15 protein-coding genes and 1 pseudogene are annotated in these 14,968 nt (G+C 54.4%); 6 read left to right on the top strand and 10 right to left on the bottom strand.

Annotation, left to right across the window (positions count from 1 at the left end; genetic code table 11):
- Positions 1-191: 191 nt before the first annotated feature.
- Together V7730_RS19220 and V7730_RS19215 are read right to left on the bottom strand one after the other, a co-directional pair.
- Positions 192-836 (bottom strand): IS6 family transposase, encoded by a 645-nt coding sequence (locus V7730_RS19220; RefSeq protein WP_443070252.1) that lies wholly within the window; start codon positions 834-836, stop codon positions 192-194.
- Between the two features lie 205 nt (positions 837-1,041).
- Entirely contained in the window at positions 1,042-1,365 is a 324-nt protein-coding gene (locus V7730_RS19215) for a transmembrane 220 family protein (RefSeq protein ID WP_335749197.1), read from the bottom strand.
- Positions 1,366-1,505: 140 nt separating this feature from the next.
- Between V7730_RS19215 and V7730_RS19210 the strand changes: the two genes are divergently transcribed.
- Genes V7730_RS19210 through V7730_RS19200 form a run of 3 tightly spaced genes read left to right on the top strand, consistent with a single transcriptional unit; the run spans position 1,506 to position 4,728 of the window.
- Complete coding sequence (locus tag V7730_RS19210; RefSeq protein ID WP_335749196.1) at positions 1,506-2,708, top strand: 3-dehydroquinate synthase; 1,203 nt, start codon at positions 1,506-1,508, stop codon at positions 2,706-2,708.
- Complete coding sequence (gene eboE, locus V7730_RS19205) at positions 2,705-3,889, top strand: metabolite traffic protein EboE (protein WP_335749195.1); 1,185 nt, start codon at positions 2,705-2,707, stop codon at positions 3,887-3,889. The genes V7730_RS19210 and eboE overlap by 4 nt, the downstream gene beginning before the upstream one ends.
- Positions 3,886-4,728 carry a UbiA family prenyltransferase gene (locus V7730_RS19200; RefSeq protein WP_335749194.1) on the top strand — a complete coding sequence of 281 codons (843 nt, stop codon included), beginning with the start codon at positions 3,886-3,888 and terminating at the stop codon, positions 4,726-4,728. Before eboE ends, V7730_RS19200 begins: the two co-directional genes overlap by 4 nt.
- A gap of 4 nt (positions 4,729-4,732) precedes the next feature.
- On the opposite strand, the gene V7730_RS19195 is transcribed toward V7730_RS19200, so the two are convergent.
- Together V7730_RS19195 and V7730_RS19190 are read right to left on the bottom strand one after the other, a co-directional pair.
- The gene (locus tag V7730_RS19195; protein WP_335749193.1) at positions 4,733-6,118 is read right to left on the bottom strand and encodes an alkaline phosphatase family protein; all 1,386 of its coding nucleotides are present in this window, start codon (positions 6,116-6,118) and stop codon (positions 4,733-4,735) included.
- Positions 6,119-6,134: 16 nt separating this feature from the next.
- Entirely contained in the window at positions 6,135-7,448 is a 1,314-nt protein-coding gene (locus tag V7730_RS19190; RefSeq protein WP_335749192.1) for a PQQ-dependent sugar dehydrogenase, read from the bottom strand.
- Between the two features lie 135 nt (positions 7,449-7,583).
- Here V7730_RS19190 and V7730_RS19185 point away from each other — a divergent pair, with 135 nt between their 5' ends.
- The 3 genes from V7730_RS19185 to V7730_RS19175 are packed head-to-tail and all read left to right on the top strand — an operon-like array spanning position 7,584 to position 9,887.
- Positions 7,584-8,327, top strand: coding sequence for an EboA domain-containing protein (locus V7730_RS19185; RefSeq protein ID WP_335749191.1), 744 nt, complete (start codon positions 7,584-7,586; stop codon positions 8,325-8,327).
- A complete protein-coding gene (locus tag V7730_RS19180; RefSeq protein ID WP_335749190.1) occupies positions 8,324-9,247 on the top strand; it encodes a TatD family hydrolase in 924 nt (307 codons plus the stop codon). The genes V7730_RS19185 and V7730_RS19180 overlap by 4 nt, the downstream gene beginning before the upstream one ends.
- Position 9,248: 1 nt before the next feature.
- Positions 9,249-9,887, top strand: coding sequence for a TVP38/TMEM64 family protein (locus V7730_RS19175; protein WP_335749189.1), 639 nt, complete (start codon positions 9,249-9,251; stop codon positions 9,885-9,887).
- 3 nt (positions 9,888-9,890) lie between these two features.
- On the opposite strand, the gene V7730_RS19170 is transcribed toward V7730_RS19175, so the two are convergent.
- The 6 genes and pseudogenes from V7730_RS19170 to V7730_RS19145 form a co-directional block, all read right to left on the bottom strand.
- Positions 9,891-10,631: a c-type cytochrome gene (locus V7730_RS19170; RefSeq protein WP_335749188.1), complete on the bottom strand. Its 741-nt coding sequence runs from the start codon at positions 10,629-10,631 to the stop codon at positions 9,891-9,893.
- A 99-nt stretch (positions 10,632-10,730) separates the two neighbouring features.
- Entirely contained in the window at positions 10,731-12,026 is a 1,296-nt protein-coding gene (locus V7730_RS19165) for a PQQ-dependent sugar dehydrogenase (protein ID WP_335749187.1), read from the bottom strand.
- 194 nt (positions 12,027-12,220) lie between these two features.
- Positions 12,221-12,934: a FadR/GntR family transcriptional regulator gene (locus tag V7730_RS19160; RefSeq protein WP_335749186.1), complete on the bottom strand. Its 714-nt coding sequence runs from the start codon at positions 12,932-12,934 to the stop codon at positions 12,221-12,223.
- A 270-nt stretch (positions 12,935-13,204) separates the two neighbouring features.
- On the bottom strand, positions 13,205-13,528 hold the full coding sequence (locus V7730_RS19155; protein ID WP_335749185.1) for a hypothetical protein: 324 nt from the start codon (positions 13,526-13,528) through the stop codon (positions 13,205-13,207).
- Positions 13,529-13,727: 199 nt separating this feature from the next.
- Positions 13,728-14,141, bottom strand: coding sequence for a c-type cytochrome (locus tag V7730_RS19150; protein WP_335749184.1), 414 nt, complete (start codon positions 14,139-14,141; stop codon positions 13,728-13,730).
- 379 nt (positions 14,142-14,520) lie between these two features.
- Positions 14,521-14,916 (bottom strand): annotated as a pseudogene (locus V7730_RS19145) (DDE-type integrase/transposase/recombinase); the annotation flags it as partial.
- Between the last annotated feature and the right edge of the window lie 52 nt (positions 14,917-14,968).

Below are 14,968 nucleotides of genomic sequence, written 5' to 3'. Positions count from 1 at the left end.
TTCGGGTTGGATACATCTTAGCACGCTGTCCAATTTTGCCGGACCACTTCAAACATCAACGCCTTTGCTGCCATCGCATTGCGCGTCTTCAAATCTGCATAGAAAGCTGGCACATCCTGCCACGCCATCGCTTTATGGGGTGCTGTCAGACAAATGCGAACCAGTCTCAGTTCTTCAGCAACCTCGATCTGTCAGACCGCGCAGAGGCCGCGCCACTCGGCCAGAGCAGCGGCACGGTTCAGCTTGAAGTTTGATCGGTTGTAGAGATGGCGCTCCTGGTTGAAATGGTTGTGGACTGAGGCGTGGACGGCAGCGAATTTCTGTAAACTTCGCATCAGCCTGAAGCGTAGCATGGCGCGTTCTCTTCGTCTAAATGGCTGGTGTGAATTCTCGGCTCTATTGTTGATCCAGCGGCCGGTTTCCTGTTTGTCCACATTACCGATGAACTTCATTGCCGCGCTGTAGGAACGTAACTTGTCGGTGACGAAGATATGTGGGCGACCATGGCGTTTCATGGTTTTTCTTAGGAAGTTCAATGCTGCCTTGCGATCCCGGCGCTTTGTAACGAAGCTTTCCAGGACTTCCCCTTCGTCATCCACAGCCCGCCAAAGGTAGTGGGTCTCGCCGTTAATCTTCACGAACACCTCGTCCAAGTGCCACTGCCAATTTGAATATGCGCGCATCTGGCTGACCCTTTTCTTGCGGATCTCTGCTGCAAACAGCGGCCCAAATCTGTTCCACCAAAATCGAACCGTTTCGTGGCTGATGTCGATACCGCGTTCATGCAATATATCTTCCACGTTCCTAAGCGAAAGCGGAAACCGAACATACATCATGACGGATGATCTCTGGGCTCGTCTTGAAGTCGCAAAAGGGGGAGGGTTTTGTCATCCGACGAAGCTACAAAACCTCCCTGCTCGCCTCAACCAGTTTTCTTCTGACAGTGCCCAGCCACGTAAGGACTGATTTTTTTCCGAGCGGCCTAAATATCAGCCGAAACTCTGCACCGCAACGAGCCGCTTGCGGATACGGTGCAGTCAGTTACTCTTTTTTCGCGTAGTTTCTTGCTGTGAACCAAGCGACCAACAAAGCCGCAAAGGCCACCATCATGCCCATGCCTTCACGCGCGGTTTCAGTGACCCACCAAACCTCTGTTTGCCAAAAACCGGGGGTCTTGGGGAAATACCAGACCACCCCAATTGCACCCAAAGCAAGACACATAACCAACAGGCGACGCCCCCAACCTTCCAAAATCAGTGCGGGGCGAAAGGCTGCCAAGCCACAGAAAAGTGCAACGATCCCATAGATCAATGCCCAATGCAGTACGTCCGGGTCATTAAATTGCACAGCTGCAAATAGGAGCATTATGAGACAGAAGATTCCGGAAACAATGCGCATGGCAGACTCTTTTCAGTTGGGCTTGAGTTTACTCAGATCTCCACCTAAGCTTCAGTGTGCCCAGAGGTCAAGCACTTCAGGATGGTAGGGTATGGGAGAAGAATGCTATGGAACTAGAGGCTGTCCCGACTATGCAAAACGAAGAGCGTGATGATGTCTTCTGGCAGAAGTTTTCCGTTCCATTTCAATATCCTGTTGCTTTTGTGCGTGGGCTGTTCGACCCCGCGAAGTCATTGTTCGCAGATGTTGTGGCGGGAGAGGAAACAGATAAGCGGCATCGGTGTTTCTTTATCATCGACGAGGGTTTGGCGCATCTGGGTCTGGAAAAGATCATCGGGACGTATTTTGACGCCCATTCCGATCGTTTAGAGATGATAGGGCCCCCCATGCAGGTTCCTGGGGGCGAGATCGTAAAGAAGGATTTGGCCCATGTCGAATGCATGCAAAACGCGATTCATACACGCGCGATTGATCGCCATTCCTATGTGATTGCCATTGGCGGGGGGGCAGTACTGGATGCCGCCGGGCTTGCCGCGGCTACCTCACATCGGGGCGTGCGCCACATCCGTATCCCAACAACCATTCTGTCGCAGAATGACAGCGGTGTCGGGGTCAAGAACGCAGTCAACTTCAAAGGCATCAAGAATTACATCGGCACCTTTGCCCCCCCTTGGGCGGTCCTGAATGATTTCGATTTTCTGGCGCACCTGCCTACCCGAGAGCGGATTGCGGGCCTGTCTGAAGCTGTCAAAGTTGCGTTGATCCGGGACCCGGGATTTTACCTGTGGCTGGAAGAAAACGCCGATGCGCTGGCCACGTTTGAACCCAAGGCTGAGGAATTCATGGTGCGCCGATCCGCGCAGTTGCACATGCGCCAGATTGCTCATGGCGGGGATCCCTTTGAGATGGGGTCCGCAAGACCGCTAGATTTTGGCCATTGGTCAGCGCACAAGCTTGAGGCGCTCACCAATCACCACGTCCGCCACGGAGAGGCCGTTGCCATGGGCATCGCGCTGGACGCGCGTTATTCGGTGTTGGCAGGGCTGCTGCCCGAGGGGCAGGATGAGCGGATTGTTGTCTTGCTGGAAACGCTCGGCCTACGGATCTGGCATTCAGCGCTTGAAAGCCGGGATGCGTCAGGACGGTTGTCACTGCTGGTTGGGCTTGATGAGTTTCAGGAGCATTTGGGCGGTGCCCTAACGATCACGCTTCTACGCGACCTTGGTGTTGGTGTGGAAGTGAACGAAATGGATGCGACCTTGGTAGAAAGCTCGCTGAACTGGCTTAAGGCGCGGGCGCGTTCAGAATGAAGTTACCCAATGATTTGGGTCATCTGACCTATTGCCTCAACATTCACGCCACCCAGACATGGGCAGATGTGCGCGCCGCACTTGAAGGACCTGTTTCCGCTGTTAAGGCTGCCGTCAGCCCGGATGCTCCTTTTGCAATTGGGTTGCGGTTTTCCGGTGAGGCATTGGCTGAACTGGCGGACCCGGCGAAACGTCAGGCGTTGAAAACCCTGATGGAACAGCATGACTTTCATGGGATCACCGTCAACGGATTTCCCTATGGCCAATTTCACGGCACACGGGTCAAGGAAGAGGTCTATCAACCCGATTGGCGCAGTGCTGAACGGGTGCGGTATACCAACACATTGGCAGACCTCATGGCCGAAATCGCCCCAAAGGGCGAGATTATCAGCCTGTCTACCGTGCCCGGCACGATCAAGCCTTTGGCGACTGGTGCGATGGACGCTATGGCAGAGAACTATCTGCAAAGTGTCGCGCATGTGATTGGCTTGCAGGGACGCACAGGTGTCACCGTCGCTTTGGCGATTGAGCCAGAGCCCTATTGCATCCTTGAGACCATCGCAGAGACGGTCGATTTCTTCACTGATTTTCTGTTTAGCGACGCGGCCGTCGCCCGGATTTCAGAGCTGACCGGGCTTAGCAAGGCGGATGCCGCAGCAGCCCTGCCGCGCCATATCGGGCTGTGCTATGATGTCTGCCACGCAGCCGTTGAATACGAAGACCCCGCAGGTAGTATAGCCGCTTTGCGGGCGGCAGGCATTCCGGTGCACAAGCTACAGCTGAGTGCCGCCTTACGTGTCCCATCAATGGGGGCTGAACAACGCACAGCACTCGCGTTTTTCGATGAACCGACCTACCTGCATCAGGTAATCCGGCGCACCTCAAAAGGCATGATCTTCCACGTTGATCTGCCAGAGGCGTTGGCCCTGGGGGCGGACACCGACGGCGAAGAATGGCGTGTGCATTTTCATGTGCCGGTGTTCATCGACACGCTTGGTGCATTTTCATCAACCAGAGATTTTCTGGAAGAGATTCTGGCGCTGCACAAAGCCGACCCCATCTCGCCCCATCTGGAGATTGAGACCTATACTTGGGACGTGCTGCCTGCACAGTTGCGCAGTACGACAATGGACAAGGACATTCAGCGAGAGCTGCGCTGGGTGCAGGAGCAACTGACATGAGCTTGCAAACATTTCTCAAACTGGGGCGGGTATCGAACCTGCCAACGGTCTGGACCAACGCCGTGGCCGGGGCCGTCTTGGCCGGACAGCCATCGTTCGGGGCAATCCTGATCATCGGCATTGCTTTGACGCTGTTTTACACCGGCGGGATGTGGCTGAACGATGCCTTTGATGCCGAGATCGATGCGCAAGAACGCAAGAACCGGCCCATTCCCATGGGGGAGATCGCTGTTACCACTGTCTTTGCGGTTGGCTATGGTATGTTGATGCTGGGCGTGGTGCTGGCCTTTACCTTTGGGGCCATGGCGGGTCTTGCGGGGGTCGCGCTGGCCATTGCGGTGATCCTGTATGACTGGCTGCACAAACGCACTGTCCTCAGCCCGATCATCATGGGAGCCACGCGGTTTTTTTGCTATGTTCTGGCGGCCTTTGCCGTAGCCAAAGTAACAGGCTCGGTGATCTTTGGCGCCTTGGGGCTGCTGGCCTATATTGTCGGTCTGACCTATGCGGCCAAGCAAGAGGCCTATGACCGGTTGGACAACGCATGGCCTTTGGTGGTACTGGCAATCCCAATGATCTACGCGCTGTCACAGGCCATCGGGAGCACAGTTGCTTTACTGATCTGGGTTGGGTTGGGCGTTGTTGTGTTTATCGCTCTGCGCCTGCTGTTTCGTCGCAACAAGGGGGATGTGCCCCGCGCGGTGGTCACAATGATTGCGGGTATCTGCCTATATGACGCGGTGCTGATTGCCGGACAGGGACAGGCAGCTTTGGCGTTGCTTGCGGTTGCCGGTTTTGCCCTGACGCTGGCTTTGCAGCGGATCGTTTCCGGCACCTGATCGCTCAGGTGAAAATGTGATCCAGCACCAGCGCTTTGAAGTCGGTGGCATCAACAGCGGCCTCCGGCAACAGACCAGGTTCTGAGGAAATTACCAGCGGGCCAAAATTGGGATCATCGGTGATGCGGCCATGGGTGCCTTGCACCAATTGCGTGTCTTTCAGCGAGATGATGTCGAGCAACTGACGCTGCCCCAACTTGCGCTTGGCCAGCTTTAGCCCTGCTGCAAGTTTTGGATACTTGATGGCCGGGTCCACAAACAGCTCAACCGGATCATACCCCGGCTTGCGGTGGATATCGACGGTGCGGGCAAAATCTGGCGCTTTGTCATCGTCCAGCCAGTAGTAATAGCTGAACCAGCGATCCGCCTCGCTGACCGCAACCAGCTCTCCCGAGCGGGGGTGATCGAGGCCGTTTGCCCGTTTGCCGTCCTCGCCCCAAACGCTTTCGACACCATCCAGTGATGCGACCACCTTGGCAACTTCAGCCACACGGTCAGGGTTCTTAACGTAGATATGTGCGATCTGGTGATCCGCCATGGCAAAAGCTTCGCTGGCGCCGGTATCCAGAATTTCGCGTCCATGTTCCTCTGGCCGCACAGCGATCAGCCCCGCCTCACGCAGGGCGCGGTTGATGTGCACCGCGTCCGTGGCTTTAGTGATCCCGTATTCAGAAACCACAATCACGCGCTGTCCGGTTTGGTCGGCGTGCTCAATCAATTCGCCGCAGAGGTCATCAATCTCGCGCAGGTCTTTTTGCAAACGAGGGTGGTCCAAATCAGGGCCAAGGCGTTGCAGGTTGTAATCCAGATGCGGAAGATAAGTGAGCGTGAGGGTGGGGGTGCGCGTCTCCATCACGTGCAGTGTCGATTTTGTGATCCAGTCGGAAGAGGTGATATCCGCCAACGGTCCCCAGAATTTGAACAGGGGAAATTGGCCCAGCTTTGCATCGAGTTCATCATGTAATTCCGGGGGATAGGCATAGTGATCGGGTATCTTGCGCCCATCTGCGGGATACATCGGACGCGGTGTCGCGGACCAATCGGCGGTGGAATACATGTTGTACCACCAGAACATCTTGGCGCAGGTGAATTCAGGATTGCGTAGCTTGCCCGCATCCCAGATCTTCTCGCCATGGACCAATTGGTTGGGCTGACGCCACAACAGCACCTCTGATAAATCTCGAAAGAACCAGCCATTGCCCACAATGCCATGACCCGACGGCAACAGGCCCGTCACGAGCGTTGATTGTGCCGTGCAAGTTACCGCCGGAGTCACCGTGTTCAGCGGGCGCAGACCACCGCGCTTGGCAAGTTTGGCAAGGTGTGGTGTGTGCTTGCCAACCAAATGGGGCGCAAGGCCAACAACAAGAATGACGAGGGTTCTCTGCATGGGTGATCCTTGCGCGTTACGGGACAAGTTTGAAGACTTTACCGGTTGTCCCAAAAGGGCCCAGAGCGTCATTGGTCAGGATATAGAGTTCGCCGCTTGCATCAGCGTCGAGGCTGATGATCCGGGTTTCCAGAAGCTCAAGTCGCTCAAAGGGCCACAGATCGCCATAGCCTTGTGCAGGGCTTGCCAGAAACAATTGCCCGGAAGGAGTGCGGAAATCCGCGCTCCAGTCTGCAAAGATCAGCTTGCCCGTCAGTTCGGGCAGTGCCGTCCCCCGATAGAAGCGCGCGCCGACAACGGCGGTACCAACGCCAACCGCATCCACCTTGGTTGCCGGGTCCATGACCTGCATGTTGGGGTATTCGACCACCGGGTCTTTGATCCGATAGCCGTTTGGCCCAAGGCGGCTGCAGGCCTGCGGCGGGTCGCGCGGTTTGGTGCGATCTACGCAATGGGTGCCTTCGCGCAGGGGCCAGCCAAAGTTGCCTGGCGCATCGATCAGATAGACAGATTCCCAAAGCGTTTCCGCTATTGCGGTCACAAGGATTGCGCCGGTCTGTTGGTCAACGCCAAGCCGGTATGGGTTTCGAAACCCCCAAGCGTAAATCTCATCGCGACCCGGTTTGCCAACAAAGGGATTGGTGGGCGGAATGCCGTATCCGGGAAACCCCTGATCCACATCGATGCGTAAAATTGAACCAAACAGAGAGGTTACATCCTGCGCCAGACGGTCCCAATAGAGTTGGTTTTCGGGCACATCAAAGGCTGACCAGATCACCTGCGGCCCCACCCCGTGCGCACCGCCGCCATCGCCGATGCCAAGATACAGATACCCGTCCGGCCCAAAGGCCAGCCCGCCGCCATTGTGTTTGCGGCTGGGCCAATCCAGCGCGATCAAAACGCGCTCTGAGCTGGGCTCAATTGTATTGACACCCGGCGCGAGGGTGAACTCAGATATCTTACGGGTATAGTTCCACCCCTCAGGGGCCGTAGGGCGCAAAGGCGCGGAATAGCTGGCATAGACCCGGCCATTGCGGGCAAAATCTGGATGCAGTGCAAACCCCAAAAGTCCGCGTTCCTCAAACCCGTCTTCCAGCTCTAACAACTTTTCCCGCAAGTCCAGCAAAGGTACCCCAAGATTGCCCGAAGGCTCCAACACCTGAATTATGCCTTGCTGTTCCTGTACGAATAGGCGACCGGTTCCATCATCCGGATCAGCGATCCCGATGGGCGCGGTCAGTCCCTCAACCATAAGCCGCAGATCAGCCGCATCCGCGCGCATCGCGCCGAAAAGCAATGCCAAAACCAGTGCTACCCGTATGAGTCCCATATCGTACCCCAACAATGAACCCTCAATGTAGATGCTGGATGTCGACTTAACAATCATTGAGTGCGCGGGCAGTTGTGCTGGTGTTGAGAGCGGTTGTCCGGTTAAGATGGATCAAAGATGGTCGGGGAGAGATACATGTCAGAATCACCATCAGAACTGCTGAAACGCTGGGTCCTCACGCAATGTCCGGATCAAGCGAATTGGGTGATATCCTCATTAGACACAATTGCAGAAGGATCGCCCGAAAAAGACCTGCATGTCTTTCTGGGTTATGCGCCGCGCAAGCTGGGCAAAGCCGATCTGGCGTTAAGTGCTGAGGATCTGGCAGCTGCGGATGCCGCACATCCCGGCTGGAACCCTTCGGGGTGGAGCGTTGATGGGGCCGCACGTGTCGCGGCCTTGCTGGCAACCGCAGGCAACAGACCCTTTTCGGAAAGGTTCAAAGATTTGCGGCGCACGGCAGATGTAGCTGAAATGATTGCGCTCTATCGGGGCCTGCCGTTATATCCGGACCCTGAAAAGCTGCATTTTGAAGTGGGTGAGGGCCTGCGTTCAAACATTCGCGCGGTGTTTGAGGCGATTGCGCATCACAACCCCTATCCTCGCGACCATTTCGATGAGCACCGCTGGAACCACATGATCCTGAAAGCGCTTTTTGTGGACAGTACCTTGTCCCCCATTGTCGGGTTGAAAGACCGTGCCAACCCCGAACTGGCGCGGATCTTAGTGGATTATGCGCAGGAACGCTGGGCGGCCGGCCGCCCCGTCACTCCGGAGCTTTGGATACCTGTCAAGCCCTTCCGCACCGATCCTGCCATTGCCGACCAACTTTCCAAAGCAATCAGCGATGGACACCTAACTGAGGAGGCACTGTCATGATGCTGATTGACCCCCATGCCCATATGATTAGCCGCACGACCGATGATTATGAGGCGATGGCCAACGCCGGTGTTGTGGCGATGATTGAACCTGCATTCTGGATTGGCCAGCCACGCACCTATGTCGGCACCTATGTGGATTACCTTTCCACCATTGTCGGTTGGGAACGCTTCCGCGCCAGCCAGTTTGGCATCCGGCATTACTGCACAGTTGGGCTGAACTCCAAGGAAGCCAACAACGAGGAACTTGCCGAAGGTGTCATGGAGTGGCTGCCCCGCTTTGCGCTCAAGGAAGGCGTCGTGGCGATTGGTGAAATTGGCTATGATGAGCAAACCCCGCTGGAGGACAAATACTTCCGACTGCAGTTAGATCTGGCCAAGGAATTGCACCTGCCTGTGATGGTGCACACCCCACACCGCGACAAGAAACGCGGCACCTCTCGGTCGATGGATGTTTGTGAGGAAATGGGTGTGGACCCCTCCATGGTGATCATTGATCACAACAACGAAGAAACCGTGGCCGAGACATTACAGCGCGGCTACTGGGCGGGGTTTTCGATCTATCCCTCTACCAAGATGGGCAATGTGCGCATGGTTGAACTGCTCAAACAATACGGTGGTGAACGTATCATCGTGGACAGTGCCTGCGACTGGGGCATATCGGATTGTTTGGGCGTGGCGAAAACCGCCAAGCTGGCACTGGAAAGCGGGATCCCGCAAGAAACCGTGCACAAGGTCTGTTACCAGAACGCGCTGGATGCCTATGGGCAGTCGGGGCAGATGAATGAACAAGATTGGCTGAACCCATCCCCCATTGATCAGCGCACGCTGTTTGAGGGTAACTCTATCCTGCGCGGTGGACGGGAACCCAAAATCGAAGCGCCAGGGGAGCGTCGCGCCGGGCAGATGATCATCGAATAGCATGTTCCGTTTGCTGCTCATCGTTTTTGCTTTGGTCGCACTCAGCTTTGTGCCTTTCCTGATTTGGGGCGGGCAGCTGGAACAAGACCTGACACGGCTTGGCGCTGCAGGCTGGATGCAAAGCTTTGGCAATTGGGCATGGGTTGCGGGGATTGGGCTGATCGCCTCTGATATCGTATTACCGGTGCCCTCATCCGCTGTGATGGGTGCTTTGGGTATCATCTACGGGCCATTGTTGGGCGGTGCGATTTCAGCTTTGGGGGCTGTGATCGCGGGCCTACTGGGCTATGGTATCTGCCGGTTGATCGGACCCGCAAGAGCGGAACGGCTGGCGGGGGCAGAAGGCCTTGCGCAGGCGCGCCAGTTGTTTGAGCGCTGGGGCGGATGGCTGGTAGCGGGATCACGCTGGTTACCCATTTTTCCAGAAACGGTTTCGTTTCTGGCCGGTCTGACCGGCATGCGATTTGCAGGTTATCTGGGGGCGCTGGCCTGCGGGGCTATCCCTCTTGGCTTTACCTTTGCGGCATTAGGTCATTTTGGCGCTGACTACGCCTTGCCGACGCTTTTTCTCTGTGCGGTCGCACCATTGCTTTTGTGGCTTTTGGTGCGACCCTTTTTAAACCGCCAGTCGGGGATTTAGAATTCAGGGCGCGAAGCCCTGTCCCTTGATGTAGGCAACAACCTGACGGACTTCGTCGATGGTATAGACCTCATTCCATGCGGGCATCTTTTTGAACCCTTTGTAGACCCGTTTAAAGACAAACTCCGGTTTATATTTGGCGGGCTTCAGCTTGGGTGCTTTGCCGGGATAGGCCTTGTAACCGTGACAATGTGTGCATTGGGCAAACCAGACATCCTTACCGGCTGCAAAGTTTGCCGGGTCTTCCAAAAACTCCGCTGTAAAGACTTGATCGGCGATAATTTCATCGATCGTGCGGGTTTCAGCGGGTGTTTCGGGTGCTGTAGTATCTGCCGCCTCTGCGGTCACCGCAGTTGTCAGATAGGCCACAACATCCAGCCTGTCTTGCTCTTTCTTGAGCTTGAAAGACATCGCCGAGCGGGCGCTATTATCGTCGAGATAGGCGCGCATGTATTTGGTGGGGTCTTCGAGATAGTTGGCCAGCTCTTCCGTCGACCAGACCAACCCTTTTTCACCTGCAGCCAGAATACTGTCACCGTATTTGAAGTCTTCAACAGAACCAGCTGCCCGGCCAACCAAATCGTTTAGCGTGGGCCCCAATTTGTTTTCGGCGTTAGGACCAATCTGGTGACAGGCCTTACACTTTTTGAACACGGCTGCTCCGGCTTCGGCGTTCTGTGCCGACGCGGCACCTGCTGATATGAACAATCCAAGAGCGGCGATCAACGACACAAGTTTCAGCATGTTTTTCCTATCTTCCTAAGTATGGGCCGATAAGACCCCAGTCAATCAAAGACGCCGCAAGCTGGCAAGCCTGCGACGCCCCGTTTTAAATCAAGCCGATTAGTTAGCTGGCTTGATGTGGTAGATCGTATCCAAAGTACCGTTTGGACCGGTTGTTACAGAGGTCAGCGCATAGACTTCACCCGCAGCGTCCTGAGCAAAGGCCAGGATGTAAGGTGTATTGCCATCCATGTTGGTGATCTTGGCAGTTTCCATGGACCAGGTGCCATCAGCGGCCTCTGTCCCGATGAAAATCTGACCGTCCATTGCAGCAAACCCTTTAGACCAGTCACCAAAGATGTACTTACCAGCCCAGGCTTCGTTGCTGCCACGATACACATAGCCACCCGTGTTGGAGATACCCAGACAGCCATCAGGCTGCGCGGTGCAGTTCTTGTACTCCAAGATCGGGTCGATCATGCCTTCGGCTTCGCAAGACGCAGGGTGGTTATCAGGTGCTTGGTAATCAAAGCAATGGGTTGCTTCCTTCACACGCCAGCCGTAGTTTCCGCCCGCTGTGATGATGTCGATCTCTTCAAAGCTGTTTTGCTGCACGTCGCCACAAAACAGACGACCGTCGGCCATATCGAACGAACAGCGCCAAGGGTTGCGCAAACCGTAGGCATAGATTTCCGGTGCCGCTTCATCGTTGTCGACAAACGGGTTGTCGGCCGGAATCGCATAGTTCTGGTCGCCGTCGGTGCTGTTAACGTCGATCCGCAGGATCTTGCCGTGCTCAACACTTAGGTCCTGGCCGTTGCCTTCGGTCACGTTGTGACCAATGCCCCAGTCGTTCGCATAACCGCCATCACCAGTAGAGATATACAGCATGCCGTCAGGACCAAAATCAATCCAGTGACCGTTATGGTTGAACTGTGGCCAGCTCATGGAGTGGATGATGCGGCCCGAGTTCGGGTTTGCCACGTTCGGATCGTCGGCAGACATCGTGTATTCTTCGACCACGTTGGAGTGATCCCACCAGAACAGTTGACCCAAGTCGCCTTGGGTGTTGATCGGGGCGGAGTAAGCCACGTAGAACTTGCCATTGGTTGCAAAGTCAGGGTGGAACGTCAGGCCCAGCAATCCGCGCTCATCAAAGTCATGGAACTGCGTAACAATCTTGTTGCGAATATCCAAAACCGGCTGTGGTGATAGATTTCCGTCCGCGTCAATCATGCGCACGCGGCCAAATTGCTCGATTACAAATTTACGGGCATCCCCAGCAGGCTGCACCATCGCAAGCGGCGTATTGATTCCGGTGACATATGGCACCAATTCAATGTCTGCCGCCTGAGCGCCTGAAACGGCCCCCAACGTCAAACAGGTTGATGTCAGCAGTCCCATTAAAAATTTCATTTTCATCGCCATGTCTTTCTCACTCCCTATCATTGCCACTTTTAATTGCCTTAGTGGACAGTTTAACGACGTCTTCGCGTCTGGCTATTTGTTTCTGAAAACAAATTTTGATCGAGGGGTTGAAATGCCAACTACCACGATCTGAAGCCTTAAGCCGGAGTGGACACGGTTACTGGTGCGGTGCCAATCAGGTCTTATCTGCCAGCGGATTCTGCGTAACCATGAAAAATCCGCTCTCGTCCCTTGTGGATATGTGCGCGCATCGCGTCTTGCGCGATCTGTGGGTCCTTGGTCAGAATGGAATTGATGATGTCTAAATGCTCTTCCTGAGAAAGATCGTAGTGCCGCTGTTGTGCGCGGTTGGTCAGCATTTTAGAGATGTTCATTGCAAACAGCATATGAGGGCGCAACGTATTCATGGTGGCGATGAAAAACCGATTGCGCGAAAACCATGCCAGCTGAATGTGAAACTCTGCATCTTCTGCAGAATTTTGATTTGGATTCCCTTCTTCCGCTGCATCCAAGATGGCGCGTTGATTGTGTAGGAATGCGGATACCTCTTCTGTCAGATTTCCAGCAAGGCATCCGGCAATCGACGGCTCTATTGCCAGTCGGCATGCATAGCAGTCCTTCAGCGCTGGCAACTGAGCGTCCCGATTAAGTTTTGCAAGCGCCTTTGGATCAAAGGAGGCAACAACTGTGCCGGACCCTTGACGCGATTGCACCAAGCCTTGGTTCTTCAATTGCTCCAGCGCTGAGCGCACAATGGTGCGTGAAACCCCATAATCACGGGCGAGACTAGTTTCGGGCGGTAACCTGCTTTGCGGCGGATAATCCCCCATTAAGATTCCAGCAAGAACATCCAGATACAGCCCATCTGACACTCGGCTGAAATCTGGTTCGCTCATACATATCATGCGCAAGTGTCATTCGATCTTTTCATAGATGTCAAGGGCAACGCCCTCATTCCTCCTATGTAATCGGTTCCCATTTCTAAGTGTAGCAATAGGAGAAAGGGTCGGAACACCTAGTAAAGTTGAACGAATTCTTTTTGAAATCAAACATGATTTCCCATTGCCTGCTCAATCCTGAGCCTTGTCGATGCCTATCTCAAAGTGCCTGCGCGATGAAAATGGTGCCTGCAAAGGACAGATTCAGCCGGGGCGCCGCCCCGTCAATTATGGGCAATCTGTGCTAAACCGCGCCAACCGGGTTTCCGTCGCAATCTCATCAAAGGTAACGTTGCAATCTCCGTTTGGCGACGAAAGGGATTCACCAATCTTGAGAGACTGTTTCTGGCCAAGGAACTTCACTTCGATGGTGTAGCCTCTCAACTTCAAGACCTTAAAGACAAAGGCCCCATCCAGCAGTTCGGCGCTGTTACGTTCTCTGACAACAATAGTACGATGCTTTGTTTCGGCATCCGTGATGGACGGAAATGCAACAAGAAGCACTGCGAAGGCCGCAGGCAACAGCATGTTTAAGAACTTTGAAAAATTCATCACCCTAATTATATGCGAGATCCAGCTTGCCGTCGCAAGGGTGTTCCGCAATACCCACCAAAAAACATAAGCGCGAGGCAGCACAGCTTGTGACGGCTCGCGGTGTCAGTGTAGCGAAAGCGGCTAAAGATCTGGATGTGCATACGACCGCGCTGCGCAATGCTCTGCCGGACAGTGGATCGAAAGCTTCTTCTCATCGTCAGGGTACATACCGTGTTGGTCGCGGATCTTGTAAGGATTCTAGGTAATTTGCTATCTCAACCAGCTTAATCGGCACTAAGGTGGGCAAACCGTTTCCAGTATCAAATTCAACCATGTTGTCGTCGAGAAAACCTTCGAAAATGGGCATGTCCTCGCGCGGGTTGGAGGCTTTTAGATAACCATCCAGAATCGACATGACCTCAAGCATCGGCCAGACGCCATCCCGTCTTGCGGCAATCTGTGTCAGGTCTGCCGGTGCTGTCCCCAAACGCGCTGAAAGTGGGCCGTCGCCTTGGCCAGTGACACCATGGCAGGAGACGCAATTCTTCTTGAACAAAAGCTCCCCTACACTTTGGGCTTCAACCGAAGCTCCAACAACAAGAAAAGGAACCATAAGTAAAAAACGCTTCATGTAGAACCTGCCATTTCTGCATTCGTTTGAAGTTTGAGTATTTGGCTGAGGAAGGTGTTGATGTCCATCAAGTACGGTGTTTGCCAGACAACGACATCAAACGGTAATCCTCCCGTTTTGTGGAGCACATTCTTAAAACAAGCGCGACAATTTTTCAAACCGGTCTGTTACTCATTCTGTTTGCTTAGGCCCTTCTTTAATGGGATTGCTCCGATCATCAATGGGCATATCATGCCTGGGCATTGTCAGATTAAACCGATCTGCTAGAGTAAACTTTAGGAATTTCGGCTGACCGATGCAGAATATTTAACCTTAGCATTGGCGTGGGTGCTGTCAGACGAATGCGAACCAGTCTCTGTTCTCCAGCGATCTCAATCTGTTAGGCTGCGCAGAGGCCGCGCCACTCGGCCAGAGCAGCGGCACGGTTCAGCTTGAAATTTGATCGGCTGTAGAGGTGGCGCTCCGCGTTGAAATGGTTGTGGACTGAGCCGTGTACGGCGACGAATTTCTGTAAAGTTTGCATTCGCCTGAAGCGAAGCATGGCCCGCTCTCTTCGTCTAAATGGCTGGTGTGAGTTTTCGGCTCGATTGTTGAGCCAACGGCCCGTTTCCTGTTTGTCGACATTGCCGATGACCTTCATCGCCGCGCCGTAGGAACGTAGCTTATCGGTGACAAAGATATGTGGTCGACCATGACGTTTCATTGTTTTCCTGAGAAATTTCAATGTTGCCTTGCGATCACGGCGCTTTGTGACAAAGCTTTCCAGGACTTCCCCTGAAGTGGTCCGGCAAAATTGGACAGCGTGCTAAGATGTATCCAACCCGAAC

Source organism: Sulfitobacter sp., from assembly GCF_036961165.1.
Taxonomy (GTDB): Bacteria; Pseudomonadota; Alphaproteobacteria; order Rhodobacterales; family Rhodobacteraceae; genus Sulfitobacter.
This window is presented reverse-complemented; position numbering and strand designations above follow the sequence as displayed.